Consider the following 18,415-nt stretch of genomic DNA (forward strand, 5'->3'; position numbering starts at 1 on the left):
CCACCGCGCCCGTCGACCGCCCCGCCCCGGTCCCCGCCCGCGTCCTCGCCCTCGTCCTCGGTTCGGCCCGGGGGCGGCGGTGAGCCCGCTCGCGAGCTGGGCGCGACGCCACCCGCACGTCGCCGACTGGCTCCGCTGGATCCTCACCCTGGCCCTGATCGGCCTGGTCACCGCGGAAGGCATCATCCTCGCCCGCCGGCCCAGCCTCCCGCACACCGCCGTCTGGATCTCCGGGATCCTCGTCTGTCTCAGCGCCGCACCCTGGCCCCGGATCCCCCTCCTGACCCGCGCCTGGTTCGCCGCCGCCACCACCTGGACGGTCACCCTCCTCCTCATCTTCGGCAACCACCCCCTCATCGTCTGGGGCGGCGGCGAGGCCATCGCCCTGCTCGTCCTCCTCTCCCAGGTACTGCTCCGCGCACCCGCCCGTACCGCCGCGGTCCTCGGCCCCCTCCTCGGCCTCGGCTGCACGGCCGTACCCGTCCGGGACACCGACCCCGGACGGTTCACCCTGCTCTTCTCCGTCCTCGCCGTCGTCGTCGGCGCGTACTCCCTCCTCCTGCGCCTCCAGTCCGTCCAACGCGTCCGCGAACTGCGCGCCGTCCGCACCGCCGAACGCCTGGAACTGGCCCGCGAACTCCACGACCTCGTCGCCCACCACGTCACCGGCATCGTCGTGGAGGCCCGCGCGGCCCGCTTCACCAAGGTCTCCGCCGAACGCGCCGCCGAGATCTTCGGTCGCATCGAAACGGCCGGCGACGAAGCCCTGGGCTCCATGCGCCGCCTCGTCAAGGTCCTCCGCGACAACGACCCCGACAGCGGCAGGGACGGAGGAACGGACGGCGGCAGGGCCGGCGGCGAGGACGACGGCAACCCTCGGGTCGCGGCCGACGACCGCACCGGGGGAGGGCCTGCCGGACGCGCGGGCGGACCGGGGACGGCCCCCGTCGCCGGCCTCGCCGACATCCGCTCGCTCGCCGAACGCTTCACCGTCACCGGCCCGCCCGTCGCCCTGTACATCGAGGACGGCCTGGCCACCCGCCTGCCCGGCGACGTCGCCGCCACCGCCCACCGGATCGTCCTCGAAGCCCTCACCAACATCGGCAAGCACGCCGCCACCGCCACCGCCGTACGCGTCCGCCTGCGCACCGTCCCCGCCGGCCTCGAAGTACGCATCGCCGACGACGGCGGCCACCCCGCCCGACTCTCCGACAAGGCCCGGGGCGGCGGCTACGGCCTCGTCGGAATGGCCGAACGCGCCGAGGCACTCGGCGGCTCCCTCACCGCCGGGCCCGCCCCCGAGGGCGGCTGGCTCGTCACGGCCGTCCTGCCCCTGTGACCCCGCGGCCCGACGCCGGCCCCACCCCCGGCTCCCACCCCCGCCCCGTCCCGTCTCAGGGGCCGGCTCCCCGCCAGCACCGTCGCGCAGGCCACGTATTCTCGGGAACCATGAACAACAGCGATATCGACGAGAACGTCGCCGCGGAACTGTCCCGCCTGCGCGACAGCATCGACAACATCGACGCGGCCGTCGTGCACATGCTCGCCGAACGCTTCAAATGCACCCAGCAGGTCGGCCACCTCAAGGCACGACACCAGCTGCCCCCCGCCGACCCGGGCCGGGAGGCCAGCCAGATCGCCCGGCTGCGGCAGCTCGCCGAGAACGCCAAGCTCGACCCGGCCTTCGCCGAGAAGCTCCTCAACTTCATCATCGCCGAGGTCATCCGCCACCACGAGACGATCGCCGCGGGCGAGGACTGATCCCCGGGGCGGGCGCCGTGGACGGCGCCCGCCGCCACCGCCGCGGAGCGACGCCGCGGCCACCCGCCCGAACCCCCTGGGTCCGGGCGTCCCCGTCGGGCAGCATGGCCCCATGTCCGCATTGACGCGCAACGAAGCGCAGCTCCGAGCCCAGCTCCTCGACGTCCACCACTACGCCGTCACCCTCGACCTCACCACCGGTGACGACACCTTCGATTCCACCACCGTGATCCGCTTCGCCGCCCGCGCCGCCGGAGACACCTTCGTGGAACTGAAACCGGACGAACTGCGCTCCGCCACGCTCGACGGCCGGCCCCTCGACACCGCCGCCCTCACCGACAACCGCCTCCCGCTCGCCGGCCTCACCGAAGGCGACCACGAGCTGCGCGTCGACGCCCGCATGCGGTACTCCCGCACCGGCGAGGGCCTGCACCGGTTCACCGACCCCGCGGACGGCGAAACGTACGTCTACTCCCAGATGTTCATGGACGACGTCCAGCGCGTCTTCCCGGCCTTCGACCAGCCCGACCTCAAGGCCGTCTTCGCGTTCACCGTCACCGCCCCCGCCCACTGGACCGTCCTCGCCAACGGCATCACCACCCGCACCGGCGACCGCGACACCGACGGCGCCGGCATCTGGCGGTCCGCCCCCACCCCCGTCATCTCCACCTACCTCGCCGCCGTCGCCGGCGGCCCCTGGCACAGCATCACCACCGAGCACGCCGGACTGCCCTTCGGCATCCACTGCCGCAAGTCCCTCGCACCCCACCTCGACGCCGACGCCGAAGAGATCCTCTCCGTCACCACCGACTGCTTCGACCGCTACCACGAGAAGTTCGCCGAGCCCTACCCCTTCGACTCCTACGACCAGGCCTTCGTCCCCGAATTCAACGCCGGGGCCATGGAGAACCCGGGCCTCGTCACCTTCCGCGACGAGTTCGTCTTCCGCTCCGCCGTCACCGACACCGAACGCCAGAGCCGCGCCATGGTCATCGCCCACGAGATGGCCCACATGTGGTTCGGCGACCTCGTCACCCTCGCCTGGTTCGACGACATCTGGCTCAACGAGTCCTTCGCCGAGTACATGGGCTACCAGACCCTCACCGAAGCCACCCGCTTCACCGGCACCTGGACCGAATTCGGCATGGTCCGCAAGCCCTGGGGCTACGACGCCGACCAACGCCCCTCCACCCACCCCGTCGCCCCCGCCCCCGAGGACGTCCCCGACACCGCCTCCGCCCTCCTCAACTTCGACGGCATCTCCTACGCCAAGGGCGCCTCCGCCCTGCGCCAACTCGTCGCCTGGCTCGGCGAGAAGGACTTCCTGGCCGGCATCAACACCCACTTCGCCCGCCACAGGTTCGCCAACGCCTCCCTCGCCGACTTCGTGGACTCCCTCGCCACCCACACCGACCGCGACGTCCACGCCTGGGCCCGGATCTGGCTCCGCACCACCGGCGTCGACACCCTCACCCCCCGCATCGAGGAAAGCCCCGGCGGATGGACCCTCACCGTCGACCACAAGGGCAGCCGCCCCCACCACATCACCGCCGGCACCTACCACGAAACCCCCGACGGCCTCCTGGAACGCGGCGAACTCCTCGGCATCGACGTCCCCTCCGACGAGGTCCTCTCCGGCAGCGGACCCCGCCCCGACCTCCTCGTCCTCAACGACGGCGACCTCGGCTACACCAAGATCCGCCTCGACGAACCCTCCCTGGAAACCGCCCTGCGCGGCGTCTCCCGCATCCCCGACCCCCTCACCCGCGCCGTCGTCTGGGGCTCCCTGCGCGACATGGTCCGCGACGGCGAACTCGAACCCGGCGCCTACCTGACCACCGCCGACGCCCACCTCCCCGACGAGAGCGACCTCGCCGTCGTCCAAGGCGTCCTCGGCTTCGCCCGCACCCAGATCGCCGACCGCTACCTCGCCCCCACCGAACGCGGCGCCGCCCTCACCCTCATCACCTCCCTCACCCGCAACCTGCTCCGCCGCACCGAGGACGGCACCGAACCCGGCCTGCGGCTCGCCGCCGTACGCGTCCTCATCGACAGCGCCACCCAGCCCGACACCCTCGCCGGTTGGCTCGCGGACGGCACCGTCCCCGGCGGCCCCGAACTCGACCCCGAACTGCGCTGGCGCATCCTCGCCCGCCTCAGCGTCCTCGGGGCCGCCGACGAGGACACCATCGACGCCGCCCTCGCCGCCGACCCCAGCGCCACCGGCAGCGAAGGCGCCGCCCGCTGCCGCGCCGCCCTCCCCACCCCCGAGGCCAAGGCCGCCGCCTGGCAGCGCCTCTTCCACGACGACACCCTCTCCAACTACCTCTTCACCGCCACCGCCCAGGGCTTCTGGCAACCCGAACAGGCTGACCTCGTGAAGGAGTACGTCCCGCGCTACTACCCCGAGGCCGTCGCCCTCGGGGCCCGCCGCGGCCCCGCCATCGCCGAAGCCGCGGGCCGCTGGGCGTTCCCCGCGTACGCCGTCGACGAGGCCAACCTCCGGGCCGGACACACCTGCCTCGACGACCCCGACCTCATCCCGCTGCTGCGCCGCAAGGTCGTCGACCAACTCGACGACCTCGCGCGAGCCCTGCGCGTCCGCACCCCCGCCTGACCCACCCCACCGGACGCCGCCCCCCGGGACGGCGTCCGGCCCCCGGCGCCCGACGCACACCCGCCGTCTCCCCAACTTCCGTTACCCGTACGGCTGTTGCCCGGACCACCGGCAACCGACCGGTACCCCCGATGCACGGCTCCGCCCACGCCCCCGGCCCGTCCTCGGCGCCTGACCCGCCCCCGACCCGGCCCCCGGCCCAGGCCCGCCACCCCGTCCCGGCCCACCCCGGGCACCTGCCCGCCGTCCGCCCTCTCGCCCGGCCCGGCGCGGCGCGTTGCCCGGGCCCGGCCCGTTGCCCGGTCCCGGTCCTTGCCCCGGCGGGTGGCCAGGCCCTTGCCCCGGCCGGGCCCTTGCCCGGGCGCGTTGCCCGGCTCAGCCCGTTGCCCGGCCCCGGTCCTTGCCCCGGCGCGTCGTCTCGCCCTGGCCCCGGCCCGGCCCCCGGCCCCCGGCTTCCGGCCCGGCCCCCGGTCCCAGGCCCGCCACCCCGTCCCGGCCCCCAGCCCCCGGCTCCGCCCACGACCCCCGGCCCGGTCCCCGGCCCGCCCGCGGCGTCAGCCCCGCGGGCCCCCGCCGCCCCGGACCCGAACGCCCGGCCGACAGCACCGCACCGGACAAACCCCGGCGGTTACCCCATTCGGGTCTGATCGTTGTATCGGGCGGGGACCACGCTGTCCCCGCCCAGCCGCGTGAAGGACCCCCGATGACCGAGCCGCCCCGCACCCCGCCACCACCGCCACCCCTCGCCGGCGGCCCCGGCGGCGCCGACGCCCTCCGGCCCCTCATCGACACCGTCCTCACCGCCCTGCGCACCGGAACCCGCGAACGCGGCGGCCCCCTCCCCGCCGGCGGCCCCGACACCGTCACCGCACGCGTCCGCACCGCACTCGGCGACGTACTCCCCACCCACGGAACCGGCGACCACGAAGCCCTCCGCACCCTCGTCCACACCCTCGCCGCCGGCGCCGCCGACCCCGCCCACCCCCTGTGCGCCGCCCACCTGCACTGCCCGCCGCTCGCCGTCGCCACCGCCGCCGACTTCGCCGCGAGCGCCCTCAACCCCTCCCTCGACTCCTGGGACCAGGCCCCCGCCGCCTCCACCATCGAAGCCGAACTCACCCGCACCCTCGCCGCCGAGTTCTACGCAACCCCCCACCCCGACGCCCTCCTCACCACCGGCGGCACCGAAGCCAACCAACTGGCCCTCCTCCTCGCCCGCGAACGCCACGGCCCCCACCTCACCGTCCTCCACGGAGCCAGCGCCCACCACTCCGTACCCCGCGCCGCCTGGCTCCTCGGCCTGCGCCCCACCACCGTCCTCCCCACCCCCACCGGCACCCTCGACCCCGCCGACCTCGCCCAAGCCCTCGCCCGCACCACCGGCCCGGTCCTCGTCACCGCCACCGCCGGCACCACCGACGCCGGCCTCGTCGACCCCCTCCACGCCCTCGCCGACCTCTGCGACCACCACGGCGCCGACCTCCACATCGACGCCGCCTACGGAGGCCCCTACGCCCTCAGCCCCCGCCACCGCCACCTCGTCGACGGCCTCACCCGCGCCCGATCCCTCACCGTCGACCTCCACAAACTCGGCTGGCAGCCCGTCGCCGCCGGACTCCTCGTCGTCCCCGACCGCGCACAGCTGACCCCCCTCGCCCACCAGGCCGACTACCTCAACGCCACCGACGACACCGAAGCCGGCCTCCCCGACCTCCTCGGCCGCTCCCTGCGCACCACCCGCCGCCCCGACGCCTTCAAGATCGCCGTCACCCTGCGCTCACTCGGCCGCGACGGCCTCGCCGACCTCATCGACCGCACCACCACCGCAGCCCACCACCTCGCCGGACTCCTCGACGCACACCCCCGCTTCGAACTCCACGCACCCCCCACCCTCACCACCGTCCTCTTCCGGCCCACCCCCACGGACGACGACCACCTCGCGACCCTGCGCCGAACCCTCCTCCACGACGGCACCGCCGTCCTCGGCCGCGCCACCGCCGACGGCCGACTGTGGCTCAAAGCCACCCTCCTCAACCCCCACACCACGGCACAGGACCTGGAAACCCTCGTCACCCTCCTGGAAGGCAGGACCCACCGATGACCGCCCCACTCGACGCCCCCCACGACCTCGTCGGAATCGGAATCGGCCCGTTCAACCTCTCACTGGCCGCCCTCGCCCACGGCCTCCCCCAACAAGGCATCGGCCCCCTCGCCACCGCCTTCTACGACCAACGCCGGGACTTCCGCTGGCACCCCGGCCTCCTCATCGACGGAGCCACCCTCCAGGTCCCCTTCCTCGCCGACCTCGTCACCCTCGCCGACCCCACCAGCCCCTGGACGTTCCTCAACTACCTCAAGCAAAAGGAACGTCTCTTCCCCTTCTACTTCGCCGAGCAGTTCCACATCCAACGCGCCGAGTACGACGCCTACTGCCGCTGGGTCGCCGGCCGCCTCCCCGGCCTCCACTTCGGCCACCAGGTCGACGCCGTCCGCTGGAACCCGGAACACGACCTCTTCGAGGTCGACTACACCCGGATCGACCCCGACGGCGAAGCCGAAGCCCTCGGCCGCTCCCACACCCGCAACCTCGCCCTCGGCATCGGCACCGCCCCCCACGTCCCCGACCCCCTGCGCCCCCTCGCCGAAGCCCCCACCGTCCCCGTCATCCACTCCGCCGAATACCTCGACAACCGGCAACGCATCCTCGGCGCCGCCCACGTCACCGTCATCGGAGCGGGCCAGTCCGGAGCCGAGGTCTTCCTCGACCTGCTCCGCAGCCGCCCCACCGGCCGCGAAGGCCTCAGCTGGCTCGCCCGCACCCCGTCCTTCGCCCCGATGGAGTACTCCAAGCTCGGCCTCGAACACTTCACCCCCGACTACACCCGCTACTTCCACGCCCTCCCCGAACCCGTCCGCGACCAACTCGTCCCCGCCCAATGGCAACTCCACAAGGGCATCGACGCCGCCACCATCGCCGCCATCCACGACGAGCTCTACCGCCGCACCCTCGAAGGCGGCTGGCCCGACGCCGTCCTCACCCCCGGCGTCAACGTCCGCACCGCCGGCCGCGTCGGCACCACCAAGATCGAACTCCACCTCGAACACACCCAGCAGGGCACCCGCTCCCGCCTCACCACCGACGCCGTCGTCCTCGCCACCGGCTACCGCGAACGCCCCCTCACCCGCATCCTCGCCGGCCTCGACCCCTACATCCGCAAGGACTCCTCCGGCCGCCCCCGCATCGACGACCGCCACCGCATGGTCCTCGACCCCTCCGTCACCGGCACCGTCTTCGTCCAGAACGGCGAACGCCACACCCACGGCGTCGGAGCCCCCGACCTCGGCCTCGCCGCCTGGCGCAGCGCCGCCATCCTCAACACCCTCACCGACAAGGAGCCCTACCCCCAGCCCCGCCGCACCGCCTTCACCACCTTCGGCCTCGAACAGCGGGAGCACACCCGCCCCCATCCCGCAGGCGAGCTGCTCCCGCTCGTCGAACACCCGTAACCGTCCCCCGAACGGCGGCCCCGCTAGAAGACCGGCACCCCGGCCCGCGTCAGCCGCCAATCCACCGAGGCGAACGCCGCCGGATCCACCGTCCCCTTCGCCTTCACCCACTGGACGATCGTGTTACGGATCTCGTCCGAATCCGCCCACAACTGCCTGGCCTGCGGAACGTGCGGGAAGTTGCCCCCGCCCGAGGCCCGGTAGTTGTTCACCGCCAGGACGAACCGCCCCGCCGGATCCACCGGCTTCCCCGCGAACGACAACCCCACGATCCGCGACCCCACCGGCTGCGCCACGTCGATCTCGTACGCCAACCCGTACACCGCGTCGTAGTTGTAGTCCGGAATCCCCTCCGCGTTCGTCAACGCCGCCGGATCCACCGGCGCACCCGGCGCCGTCCGCACGTAGTACCGCGCCGAGTACTCCAGGTAGTCCTTCAACTGCGCACCCGTCAGCAGCCGCGCCTCCAGCGTGTTCTCGAACGGGTACAGCCCCGCCGCGTCCCGGATCGTCACCTGCCCGGCCGGTATCGACGCCGTCCGCGAGAAGCACGACGCCTGCGACACCACCGGCAACGACGCCCACTCGGTACCCGACAGCGCCGCCCGCACCGTCTCCGCCTGCACGTGGTTGATCAGATCGATCACCGGCACGTCCTTCACCGGCCCCTCGGCCGTCGACATCGCCTGCGTCGACGTACCGATCACCTGGTTGACGTACGCCACCACCTTGCGGTGCTCGTCCGACAACAACCGCGTGATCTTCGGGTCCTCCTCCACGGCATTGGAGTTCAACACCTTCGCCGCGACCTTCGACACCGACCAGCAGCCCCGCTCCCACACCAGCTCGAAGTCGAACAGCGTCAACCGCTGACCCCACTTCAGCGGCTCCGACAGCACCACGTCCTTGCCCGTCGCCCGGTTCTTCACCCGGTACTCCGGGATCTCCGTGTGCGCGTGCCCCACCAGGATCGCGTCGATCCCCGGCACCTGCTCCGCCACCAGACCCGCCGCGTTCTCCACGTGCGGCAACTGGTCGCCGTAGCTCGACGTACCGCTCGACCCCGAGTGCGCCGACACGATCACCACATCGGCACCCATCGAGCGGAGCCGCGGCACGTACTTCGCCGCCTGCTCCTCCAGACCCGGGAACGTCATCTTCCCCTGCACGTGCGCCTTGTCCCAGATCGCGATCCCCGGGTTCGTCAGCCCCAGCACCGCCACCTTCACGTCCCGCCCGAACGGCGTCCGCAAACGGTGCATGCTGTACGGCGCGAACGCCGGCCGGAGCGTCCTCGCGTCCAGCGCGTTCGCCCCCAACAGGGGGAAGTCGCACTGCTCCTCGAACTTCCGCAGCACCGGAATCCCGTAGTTGAACTCGTGGTTGCCCAACGCCGCCGCGTCGTACCCGATCGCGTTCATCGCCTGCGCCATCGGATGCACCGGCCCGCGCCGCGCCGTGATCGGATCGACCTTCGCGTAGTAGTACGAGAGCTGCGTCCCCTGGATCGTGTCACCGGCGTCGATCAGCAGCGTGTTCCGCCGCCCCTTCTCCGCCCGCACCCGACTCACCAACGTCGAGATCTTCGCCAGACCCACATCGTTGTGCGCCTTGTCGTCGAACTCCTTGTCCGTGAAGTAGTCCCAGTTGAAGACGTTCCCGTGCAGGTCCGTCGTCCCCATCACCGTGAACGCGTACGTCCGCGGCCCCTTCCCCCGCACGCCCCCGTGCTCCTGCGCGGCGGCGGCCGGGGTGCTCGTGGCCCCCGCCAACGCCACGGCCGCACCCGTCGCGGCCGAAGCCCCCATGAACTTCCTACGGTCGAACGTCATGCCATCTCCCTCGTGAGGCCCTGAACAACGCGCGTAGATTCTGACCCACGAGTAACAAGCGGCAACACCCCCACCAGGTTTCGATCCGATGACCACACCCCCCACGGACCACGGTGCGACAGTGGAAAACATGACCAACGACACCGCACACCAGCCCTACGGAACCCCCGAAGTGCCCCGCGTCGCCGTCCGCGGTGAATCCCGCCTCGAAGTCGACCCCGAGATCGCCCGCATCACCGTCACCGTCAGCGCCCGCGGCACCGACCGCCGCACCGCACTCGACGACCTCACCCGCCGCAACAACACCGTTCTCGAACTCCTCAAGAGCTACGGCGAACCCGTCGAAAAGCTCGAAACCGGCTCCTTCTCCATCACCCCCGAACTCACCCGCCACGGCCGCGCCGAACGCGTCCGCGCCTACCACGGCCGCGTCCACATCACCGCCGAACTCAACGACTTCACCACCCTCGGCGAACTCACCACCCGCCTCGCCGACCTCGAACTCACCCGCGTCGACGGCCCCTGGTGGGCCCTGCGCCCCACCTCGCCCGCCCACGGCGAAGCCCGCCGCCAAGCCGTCCTCGAAGCCGTCCAACGCGCCCGCGAATACGCCCACGCCCTCGGCGCCGACCTCGCCGCCCTCGTCGAACTCGCCGACATCGAGGCCGAGAACGAGACCCCCTTCACCCGCCCCGGCGGCAGCGCGATGCGCAGCATGGCCTTCGGCGGCGCCATCGAGGACGACACCGCCCCGCCCCTCGACCTCGAACCCCAGCGCCAAACCGTCCACGCACAGGTGAACGCCCGCTTCACGATGACCCCGCCGCAACTCTGACGGTCCGAGCAAACCGCGAGCGAAACCGTACAAAACGCGCCACGGGGGTGCTCCGATGAGCACCCCCATGCACATTCAACAGTTGTCAACAAGCTTTCGCCCAAAGGTTGTTGAGCAGACACCCGCAACCAATTTCCTACTCCCTGGTAGGGGCATACGCTCGACCCATGCGCCGAGCCAAAATCGTCTGTACCCTGGGCCCCGCCACCGACTCGTACGACCAGATCAAAGCCCTGGTCGAAGCCGGAATGGACATCGCCCGCTTCAACCTCAGCCACGGCACCTACGCCGAACACGAGGAGCGCTACCACCACGTACGCAAGGCCTCCGACGAAACCGGCCGCAGCGTCGGAATCCTCGCCGACCTTCAAGGCCCGAAGATCCGACTCGGCCGCTTCCGCGAAGGCCCCGTACTCCTTGAACGCGGGGACGAGTTCACCATCACCGTCGAGGAACACCCCGGCGACCGCCACACCTGCGGCACCACCTACAAGGGACTCGCCACCGACGTCACCACCGGCGAACGCATCCTCGTCGACGACGGCCGCGTCACCCTCGAAGTCACCGCGGTCGACGGACCTCGCGTCCACACCCGCGTCATCGAAGGCGGCATGGTCTCCGACCACAAGGGACTCAACCTCCCCGGAGTCGCCGTCTCCGTCCCCGCCCTCAGCGACAAGGACATCGAAGACCTCCGCTGGGCCCTGCGCATCGGCGCCGACGTCATCGCCCTCTCCTTCGTCCGCAGCGGCCACGACATCCACGACGTCCGCCGCATCATGGACGAGGAGGACCGCCGCCTCCCCGTCATCGCCAAGGTCGAAAAGCCCCAAGCCGTCGACAACATCGACGACATCGTCGCCGCCTTCGACGGCATCATGGTCGCCCGCGGCGACCTAGGCGTCGAAATGCCCCTCGAACAAGTCCCCATCGTCCAGAAGCGCGCCGTCAAACTCGCCAAGCGCAACGCCAAACCCGTCATCGTCGCCACCCAAATGCTCGACTCGATGATCGACAACTCCCGACCCACCCGCGCCGAGGCCTCCGACGTCGCCAACGCCGTCATCGACGGCACCGACGCCGTCATGCTCTCCGGCGAGACCAGCGTCGGCAAACACCCCATCGAAACCGTCCGCACCATGGCCCGCATCGTCGAAGCCGCCGAGGAGGACATCCTCGCCAAGGGCCTCCCACCCCTCACCGAACGCAACAAGCCCCGCACCCAAGGCGGAGCCGTCGCCCGAGCCGCAGCCGAAATGGGCGACTTCCTCGGCGCCAAGTTCCTCGTCGCCTTCACCCAGAGCGGCGACACCGTCCGCCGACTCTCCCGCTACCGCTCACCCATCCCCCTCCTCGCCTTCACCCCCGACCAGGCCACCCGCTCCCAACTCAACCTCACCTGGGGCGTCGAAACCTTCCTCGGCCCCCACGTCGACTCCACCGACGCCATGGTCGCCCAGGTCGAGGAAGAACTCCTGCGCATCGGACGCTGCGTACCCGGAGACATCGTCGTCATCACCGCCGGCTCACCCCCCGGCGTCAGCGGCAAGACCAACCTCGTCCGCATCCACCACATCGGCGACGCCGTACGCTGACCCACCCCGTCCCTCCACCACTTGCCGGCCAACCCGCACCACCGACCCAGCGGCCCACCCGGCAAGACGGAGGGACCCCGCCCCCCGCCCGCCGCACGGCGCGGGTACGGTGGCGCGATGCCCCGCACCATCACGCACCTGGAGATGACCGACCCCGGCGAACTACGACCGGGGCGACCCGTACCCACCCTGGAACTCCGCCGCGAAGCAGGCCTCACCGCCCTCGCGCGCACCATCCAGGCCCGCGTCGGAGCCGCCCACCGCTGGCGCAGCTCCACCCGCACCGACCAACAGTGGGACGAACTCGCCCGCACCCACCCCCACCGCGAGTACTGGCTGATCACCCTCGCCGACGAGCCCGTCGGCATCACCGCACTCGAACCCCACCCCGGCGGCGACGTGGAGATCCGCACCTTCGGCCTGCTCCCCGAACACATCGGCCGAGGACTCGGCGGCCACGCCCTGACCCTGGCCCTCGCACAGGCATGGGCCACCACCCCGCTCGACGCCGAAACGGTCCACCGGGTCCGGCTCCACACCAACTCCGACGACCACCCCACCGCCCTCCTCAACTACCGGCGCCGAGGCCTACGCATCCACCACACCGAAACCGAGGACTGAGCCCGCCCGCCCGCCGACTGCCGCCCGCCTACCAACCGAACCGCCGGTCCACCACCCGCGCGAACTCCTCGAACGACAACACCGCGTCCCCGTTCTGATCCGCCTCGTCGAACAACGCCGACGACGCGTCCGCGTCACCCACACCCCAGAACGGCAGATCGCCCCGAGCCGCCAGCGTCGGCCCCTGCGCCCGCAAAGCGCTGATCACCTCCGCCCGGGTCAGCTCCCCGTCGTGGTTCAGATCCAACGCCTCGAACAACTTGCGAGCCTTCTCGCTCATCACGGAGTCCCCTTCTCACGGTCCCGCATCCCCCACGCACCCTACGCGCGGCCCCGCGCGCCGGGAGCGGGGGTCAGTGCTTGGGCCTGACATGCGCGTCCATGAGCGCGACGGACTCCTTGCGCGCGACGGACACGTTGAACGGCTCGCCGGCCCGGGCCAGGACCGTCCACCGGACGCCGAGCCCGGTGAGGGTGTCGGTGCAGAGTTTCCGGATGTCGTCCGACTTGTTGGTGAAGAGGTACCGCGGGTACTCGTACCGCTTGGTGACCCCGCCGACGGTGCGGTTGGTCCAGTTCGTGATCCGGCAGCCGTCGGAGTGGATCAGTCCGCGGACGAACTCCCATGGATGGGCGTCGACGATTTCCCGCTGCCAGGGTTCGAGCACGATCGGCCGCTCGTGCTTCTTTCCCGGCCCGTGCTGCGGGAACAGGCACTCAAGGTGTTGCGAGTAGACCTTGATGTTGTGGCACCCCGTCCTACGGACGCGGCAGACCTTGTTCGTGGGGAACACACGGCGCAGGGCCCGCTCGGCCAGGTCCATGATGCCCGGCCATGCGTCGTCGCACGTGATCATCAGGTTGGGCACGCGGTGCCGCGAGTAGTGGGATATGTGGCCGTCGCCGAGATAGAGACCCAATGCGTACGCATACGCTTCCGCGTCGAGCGGACTGTCCAGGCAGTGGGGGCACTGGGACTGATGTCGACCGGGGCACGCGCCGTGCTCGGCGAGGTCCATGTGTTTCCAATAGCCGACCGTGCCGACCGGCACGCCGAGCCGACGTGCCACCTGGGCGTTGGGCGTGCCGTTGCGCAGCAGGGCTATGGCCGCATTCCGGGTTTCCGCCCGATGGAATTCCATGGTCGCCACTGTGCGTGAGATGGAATCGCCCTGAGTCGCAAAAAGCGGACGTTCACGCGAAGGTGAACGTCCGCTTTTCGGACAGGTGCCGGGTGCGGGACTCGAACCCGCAAGCCCTCACGGGCAGATGTGTTTGAGACATCCGTGTATGCCATTCCACCAACCCGGCCGGGCTGCATGTCGGAGTGTACCGGGTGACCGGGCGGCGCCGCTGCTAGGTAGGCTCATCCAAGCAGCACCGCCCCGCAAAGAGGAGCCCCCGTGACCGCCGAGCACGAGTCGACGCCCACGCCCGACGCCGACCAGTCGCACGTTCCGCCGCTGACGACGCGCGTCGTCATCGCCGAGGACGAGGCGCTCATCCGTCTCGACCTGAAGGAAATGCTGGAGGAGGAGGGCTACTCCGTCGTCGGTGAGGCCGGGGACGGCCAGAAGGCCGTCGAGCTGGCCCGCGAGCACCGCCCGGACCTCGTCATCCTGGACGTGAAGATGCCCGTCCTGGACGGGATCTCCGCCGCCGAGAAGATCGCGGAGGAGTCCATCGCCCCCGTGCTGATGCTGACCGCGTTCTCGCAGCGCGACCTCGTCGAGCGGGCCCGGGACGCCGGCGCCATGGCGTACCTCGTCAAGCCGTTCAGCAAGAGCGACGTCGTGCCGGCCATCGAGATGGCCGTCTCCCGCTTCGCCGAGCTGAAGGCGCTGGAGAAGGAGGTCGCGGACCTCTCCCTGCGTCTGGAGACCCGCAAGCTGGTCGACCGGGCCAAGAGCATCCTGCAGACCCAGTACGGGCTCACCGAGCCCGCGGCCTTCCGGTGGATCCAGAAGACCTCCATGGACCGCCGCATGTCCATGCAGCAGGTCGCCGAGGCGGTCATCGAGGACGCCGAGGAGAAGAAGCAGCAGCAGAACGCGGCCAAGTAGGCCGTGGTCCGCGGAACGCCGTGAGGCCCGTCTCCCCCCGAGGGGAGACGGGCCTCACGGCGTTGGTGCGGGGTGCGGTCAGTCCTCGCCGAGGTAGGCCTTGCGGACGTCCTCGTTGTGCAGGAGTTCCTGGCCGGTGCCCGAGAGCACGATCTTGCCGATCTCCATCACGTGCGCCTTGTCGGCCAGCGAAAGGGCCGCCTGGGCGTTCTGCTCGACCAGCAGGATGGTGGTCCCGGTGGCCTTGAGCTCGGCGATGGTCGCCATGATCTTCTGCATCATGAGCGGGGACAGGCCCATGGAGGGCTCGTCCAGCATGAGCAGCTTGGGCTGGCACATGAGCGCGCGGCCCATGGCGAGCATCTGCTGCTCACCGCCCGAGAGGGTGCCGGCGGCCTGCTTGCGGCGCTCTCCCAGGATGGGGAAGAGCTCGTAGGCGCGCTGGATGTCCTTCTCGATGCCCTCCTTGTCGGTGCGCAGGAACGCGCCGAGCTGGAGGTTCTCGGTGATCGTCAGCCGGGGGAAGATGTGGCGTCCCTCGGGGGAGTGGGCCAGCTTCATGGCGACGATCTTGTGGGCGGGGACGTTCGCCAGGGGCTGGCCGTCGAAGACGATGCTGCCGCTGGTGGGCTTGAGGAGCCCGGAGAGGGTGCGCAGGGTGGTGGTCTTGCCGGCGCCGTTGGTGCCGACGAGGCAGACGATCTCGCCCTGGTTGACTTCGAAGGAGATTCCCTTGACGGCTTCGATCTTGCCGTAGGCGACTTTGAGGTCCTGGACCTTGAGGAGTGCGGTCACTTGGTCTCTCCTTCCGTGCTGGTGGTGCCGGTGGTGCCGGTGGTGCTGTTCGTGTCCGGGCCGGTTTCGGGGTCCGGTTCGGCCGCGGGGGCCTCGTCGGAAGCCTCTTCGGCCGCGGGGGCCTCGGCCTCGGTTGGGGTCGTCGCCGCGGGGGCTTCGACCTCCGCCGGGGTTTCGACGGCCGGGGTTTCGACGGCGTCGGCCTTGGTCGCTCCGGCGTGGGCCTCGGCGGCCTGGACCTCGGCGGCCTCCTCGGCGCCGGGGGCGCCTTCGAAGGGGGTGCCGAGGTAGGCGGCGATGACGCGTTCGTCGCCCTGGACCTCGGAGGCGGTGCCCTCGATGAGCTTCTCGCCCTGGACGAGGCAGGCGACGCGGTCGCACAGGTTGAAGATGAAGCGCATGTCGTGCTCGATGACGAGGACGGCGATGCCCATGTCGCGGATGGCGAAGATGAGTTCCTCGGCCGCGCGGGTTTCCTGCGGGTTCATGCCGGCGGTGGGCTCGTCGAGCAGGATGAGGCCCGGGTCGCTGGCGAGGGCGCGGGCGATTTCGAGCTTGCGCTGCTCGCCGTACGGCAGGTTCTTCGCGAGGTGCTGGGCCTTGTGCTGGAGGCCGATGAACTCCAGGAGTTCCATGGCCCGCACTTCGCTGGCGGCTTCGGCCTTCTTGAAGCCGGGTCCGCGCAGGAGGGCGGACCAGAGGCCTTCCTTGGTGCGGGTGTGGCGTCCGACGAGGACGTTCTCCAGCACGGTCATGTTGTGGAAGAGCCGGATGTTCTGGAAGGTGCGGGCGACGCCTGCGGCGGTGACCTTGTGGGGTGTGGGCGGCAGGACGGTGCCCTTGTAGCTGACGGTGCCCTCGGTGGGGACGTACAGCCCGGTGAGGCAGTTGAAGAAGGTGGTCTTGCCGGCGCCGTTGGGGCCGATGAGGCCGACGATCTCGCCCGCGTTGACCTTGAGGTCCACGCCCTTGACCGCGGTGAGGCCGCCGAAGCGCATGGTGACGCCGCTGGCTTCGAGGACGGTGGTCTTGGTGGTGGTGTCGGTGGTCGCGCTGGTCGTCATGGCTTATGCACCCGCCTTGGCGGTGGCGAGGTCCGTGGGGGCCTGGCCAGCGGTGTCGTCGTGGTACTCAAGCTGCGCGCGCTTGTTGGCGATGAGGCCTTCGGGGCGGAAGCGCATGAGCAGGATGAGGGCGATGCCGAACGCGAGGAGCTGGTAGTCCTGGAGGAAGGCCAGCTTCGCGGGGATCAGGAAGAGCAGTGCGGCGCCGAGGATGGGGCCGCGGATGGTGCCCATTCCGCCGAGGATGACGGCGGCGAGGAGGAACGCGGAGTTCGGCGGGACGGGCCCGGCGAAGACGTAGTTCTCGGGGACGACCGTGCTGTTGACGTGTGCCTGGACGGTGCCGGCGAGGCCGGCGAGGGTGGCGCCCAGGGCGAAGGCGATGAGCTTGACCTTGAAGCCGTTGATGCCCATGGCTTCGGCGGCGGTCTCGTCCTCGCGGATGGCGACCCAGGCGCGGCCGATGCGGCTGTTGCCGGCGCGGGCGAAGACCACGATGACCAGGGCCATCACGAGCAGCATCAGGAAGTAGTAGTTGGCGTAGGCGCCGAGGACGATGCCGCCGACCGTGTGGGACTCCCCGAAGTTCCACCCGAAGAGTTCGAGGTGGGGGATGTTGGGGATGCCGTTGGGGCCGTTGGTGATGTCGGGGCCGGAGGTGCCGTCGAGGTTGCCCATGGCGATGCGGAAGATTTCTCCGAAGCCGAGGGTGACGATGGCGAGGTAGTCGCCGCGCAGGCGCAGGGTGGGTGCTCCGATGACCACGCCGAAGATGAGCGAGGCGAGGGCGCCGACGATGACCGCTGCCCAGAAGGGCAGGTGGATGCCGAAGGCGGAGGCGGTGCTGCCGGAGACCAGGGCGGCGGCGTAGGCGCCGACGCCGAGGAAGGCGACGTATCCGAGGTCGAGGAGACCCGCGAGGCCGACGACGACGTTGAGGCCGAGGGCGACGGTCGCGAAGATCAGGATGTTGACCGCGATGAGCGTGTAGGTGTCGCCGCTCTGCTGGATGAAGGGGAAGGTGATCGCCGCGGCGGCGGTGGCGATCAGGGTGACCTGGCGGTTGTTCGCGGTGAGGGTGCCGAGTCGGTCGAAGAGGCCCGACTTGAGCAGGGCGGTGGCCGCGAAGCCGACGATGATCAGGTAGGTGACGAAGAGCTGGGGCTCCTTGTCGTCGGTGTCGATGCCGAAGGTGACGACGAAGAGGCCGACGGCGAAGGAGACCGCGATGATGACGATCTCGACCCAGGAGGCGAGCTTCTTGGCGGGGGCGGCCTTGTGGCTGTCGTCGGGGAGCTTGAACGCGGCGAGGGCCGGGATCAGCGAGCCGACGAGGGCGACGTAGGCGCCGGGCTCCAGGTGGGCGAAGCCGCCGAGGACCCAGGCGATGGCCAGGACGGTGAACCAGGTGCCGGCAAGGGTGCCGAGCGAGAGGATCCACACGGGCTTGCGGGTGCCGGTGGGCGTGAGCCAGCGCAGGCCCTTGACGCCGAGTCCGGAGAGCGCGTGGGCGGCGGTGAGGAGGGCGCCGACGAGGCTCAGGAACTGGATGGGTGCCGGGCTGCCGTAGTAGGTGAGGTCACCGGGGAACTCGGCGGTCCAGGTCCAGGCGAGGAAGGCGCTGACGACGGTGAGGAGGCTTCCGCCGATGACCGCGTAGAGCAGTGCGGTGGGGCTGGTGGCCTGCTTGACCGTGTCGTTCTGGGTGGTGTTGGTGGTCATGGT

At 70.8% G+C, this 18,415-nt stretch carries 15 protein-coding genes and 1 tRNA gene; 9 read left to right on the plus strand and 7 right to left on the minus strand.

Annotation, left to right across the window (positions count from 1 at the left end; genetic code table 11):
* The first annotated feature begins 79 nt into the window (after nucleotides 1–79).
* From ACZ58N_RS11910 to ACZ58N_RS11930, 5 genes are all read left to right on the plus strand, one after another.
* Nucleotides 80–1,339 carry a sensor histidine kinase gene (locus ACZ58N_RS11910; RefSeq protein ID WP_471158008.1) on the plus strand — a complete coding sequence of 420 codons (1,260 nt, stop codon included), beginning with the start codon at nucleotides 80–82 and terminating at the stop codon, nucleotides 1,337–1,339.
* 110 nt (nucleotides 1,340–1,449) lie between these two features.
* Nucleotides 1,450–1,761, plus strand: a complete 312-nt coding sequence (locus tag ACZ58N_RS11915) for a chorismate mutase (protein ID WP_281206681.1) — start codon at nucleotides 1,450–1,452, stop codon at nucleotides 1,759–1,761.
* A 112-nt stretch (nucleotides 1,762–1,873) separates the two neighbouring features.
* The gene (gene pepN / locus ACZ58N_RS11920) at nucleotides 1,874–4,378 is read left to right on the plus strand and encodes an aminopeptidase N (protein WP_471158009.1); all 2,505 of its coding nucleotides are present in this window, start codon (nucleotides 1,874–1,876) and stop codon (nucleotides 4,376–4,378) included.
* Between the two features lie 703 nt (nucleotides 4,379–5,081).
* Nucleotides 5,082–6,479, plus strand: a complete 1,398-nt coding sequence (locus ACZ58N_RS11925) for a pyridoxal phosphate-dependent decarboxylase family protein (protein ID WP_471158010.1) — start codon at nucleotides 5,082–5,084, stop codon at nucleotides 6,477–6,479.
* The gene (locus ACZ58N_RS11930) at nucleotides 6,476–7,885 is read left to right on the plus strand and encodes a lysine N(6)-hydroxylase/L-ornithine N(5)-oxygenase family protein (protein ID WP_471158011.1); all 1,410 of its coding nucleotides are present in this window, start codon (nucleotides 6,476–6,478) and stop codon (nucleotides 7,883–7,885) included. The genes ACZ58N_RS11925 and ACZ58N_RS11930 overlap by 4 nt, the downstream gene beginning before the upstream one ends.
* Nucleotides 7,886–7,908: 23 nt before the next feature.
* Here ACZ58N_RS11930 and ACZ58N_RS11935 read toward each other — a convergent pair whose 3' ends face one another.
* On the minus strand, nucleotides 7,909–9,717 hold the full coding sequence (locus ACZ58N_RS11935; protein WP_471158012.1) for a bifunctional metallophosphatase/5'-nucleotidase: 1,809 nt from the start codon (nucleotides 9,715–9,717) through the stop codon (nucleotides 7,909–7,911).
* Between the two features lie 130 nt (nucleotides 9,718–9,847).
* On the opposite strand from ACZ58N_RS11935, the gene ACZ58N_RS11940 reads away from it, so the two are divergent.
* The 3 genes from ACZ58N_RS11940 (at nucleotide 9,848) to ACZ58N_RS11950 (ending at nucleotide 12,768) form a co-directional block, all read left to right on the plus strand.
* Entirely contained in the window at nucleotides 9,848–10,552 is a 705-nt protein-coding gene (locus tag ACZ58N_RS11940; RefSeq protein WP_471158013.1) for an SIMPL domain-containing protein, read from the plus strand.
* Between the two features lie 167 nt (nucleotides 10,553–10,719).
* Nucleotides 10,720–12,147, plus strand: coding sequence for a pyruvate kinase (pyk, locus tag ACZ58N_RS11945; protein ID WP_471158014.1), 1,428 nt, complete (start codon nucleotides 10,720–10,722; stop codon nucleotides 12,145–12,147).
* A gap of 117 nt (nucleotides 12,148–12,264) precedes the next feature.
* A complete protein-coding gene (locus ACZ58N_RS11950) occupies nucleotides 12,265–12,768 on the plus strand; it encodes a GNAT family N-acetyltransferase (protein ID WP_471158015.1) in 504 nt (167 codons plus the stop codon).
* Nucleotides 12,769–12,796: 28 nt separating this feature from the next.
* Here ACZ58N_RS11950 and ACZ58N_RS11955 read toward each other — a convergent pair whose 3' ends face one another.
* From ACZ58N_RS11955 to ACZ58N_RS11965, 3 genes are all read right to left on the minus strand, one after another.
* On the minus strand, nucleotides 12,797–13,048 hold the full coding sequence (locus ACZ58N_RS11955) for an EF-hand domain-containing protein (protein ID WP_389703200.1): 252 nt from the start codon (nucleotides 13,046–13,048) through the stop codon (nucleotides 12,797–12,799).
* A 73-nt stretch (nucleotides 13,049–13,121) separates the two neighbouring features.
* Nucleotides 13,122–13,910 carry a helix-turn-helix domain-containing protein gene (locus tag ACZ58N_RS11960; protein WP_471158016.1) on the minus strand — a complete coding sequence of 263 codons (789 nt, stop codon included), beginning with the start codon at nucleotides 13,908–13,910 and terminating at the stop codon, nucleotides 13,122–13,124.
* 86 nt (nucleotides 13,911–13,996) lie between these two features.
* Nucleotides 13,997–14,079 (minus strand) — tRNA-Leu (locus ACZ58N_RS11965).
* Between the two features lie 92 nt (nucleotides 14,080–14,171).
* Between ACZ58N_RS11965 and ACZ58N_RS11970 the strand changes: the two genes are divergently transcribed.
* Nucleotides 14,172–14,831, plus strand: coding sequence for an ANTAR domain-containing response regulator (locus tag ACZ58N_RS11970; RefSeq protein ID WP_389703198.1), 660 nt, complete (start codon nucleotides 14,172–14,174; stop codon nucleotides 14,829–14,831).
* A gap of 78 nt (nucleotides 14,832–14,909) precedes the next feature.
* On the opposite strand, the gene ACZ58N_RS11975 is transcribed toward ACZ58N_RS11970, so the two are convergent.
* Genes ACZ58N_RS11975 through ACZ58N_RS11985 form a run of 3 tightly spaced genes read right to left on the minus strand, consistent with a single transcriptional unit; the run spans nucleotide 14,910 to nucleotide 18,412 of the window.
* Entirely contained in the window at nucleotides 14,910–15,626 is a 717-nt protein-coding gene (locus tag ACZ58N_RS11975; RefSeq protein ID WP_281206693.1) for an ABC transporter ATP-binding protein, read from the minus strand.
* Nucleotides 15,623–16,690, minus strand: a complete 1,068-nt coding sequence (locus tag ACZ58N_RS11980) for an ABC transporter ATP-binding protein (protein WP_471158017.1) — start codon at nucleotides 16,688–16,690, stop codon at nucleotides 15,623–15,625. Before ACZ58N_RS11980 ends, ACZ58N_RS11975 begins: the two co-directional genes overlap by 4 nt.
* Nucleotides 16,691–16,693: 3 nt before the next feature.
* Entirely contained in the window at nucleotides 16,694–18,412 is a 1,719-nt protein-coding gene (locus tag ACZ58N_RS11985) for a branched-chain amino acid ABC transporter permease (RefSeq protein WP_471158318.1), read from the minus strand.
* Nucleotides 18,413–18,415 lie beyond the last annotated feature (3 nt).

This window comes from Streptomyces sp. NPDC040432 (genome assembly GCF_055595445.1).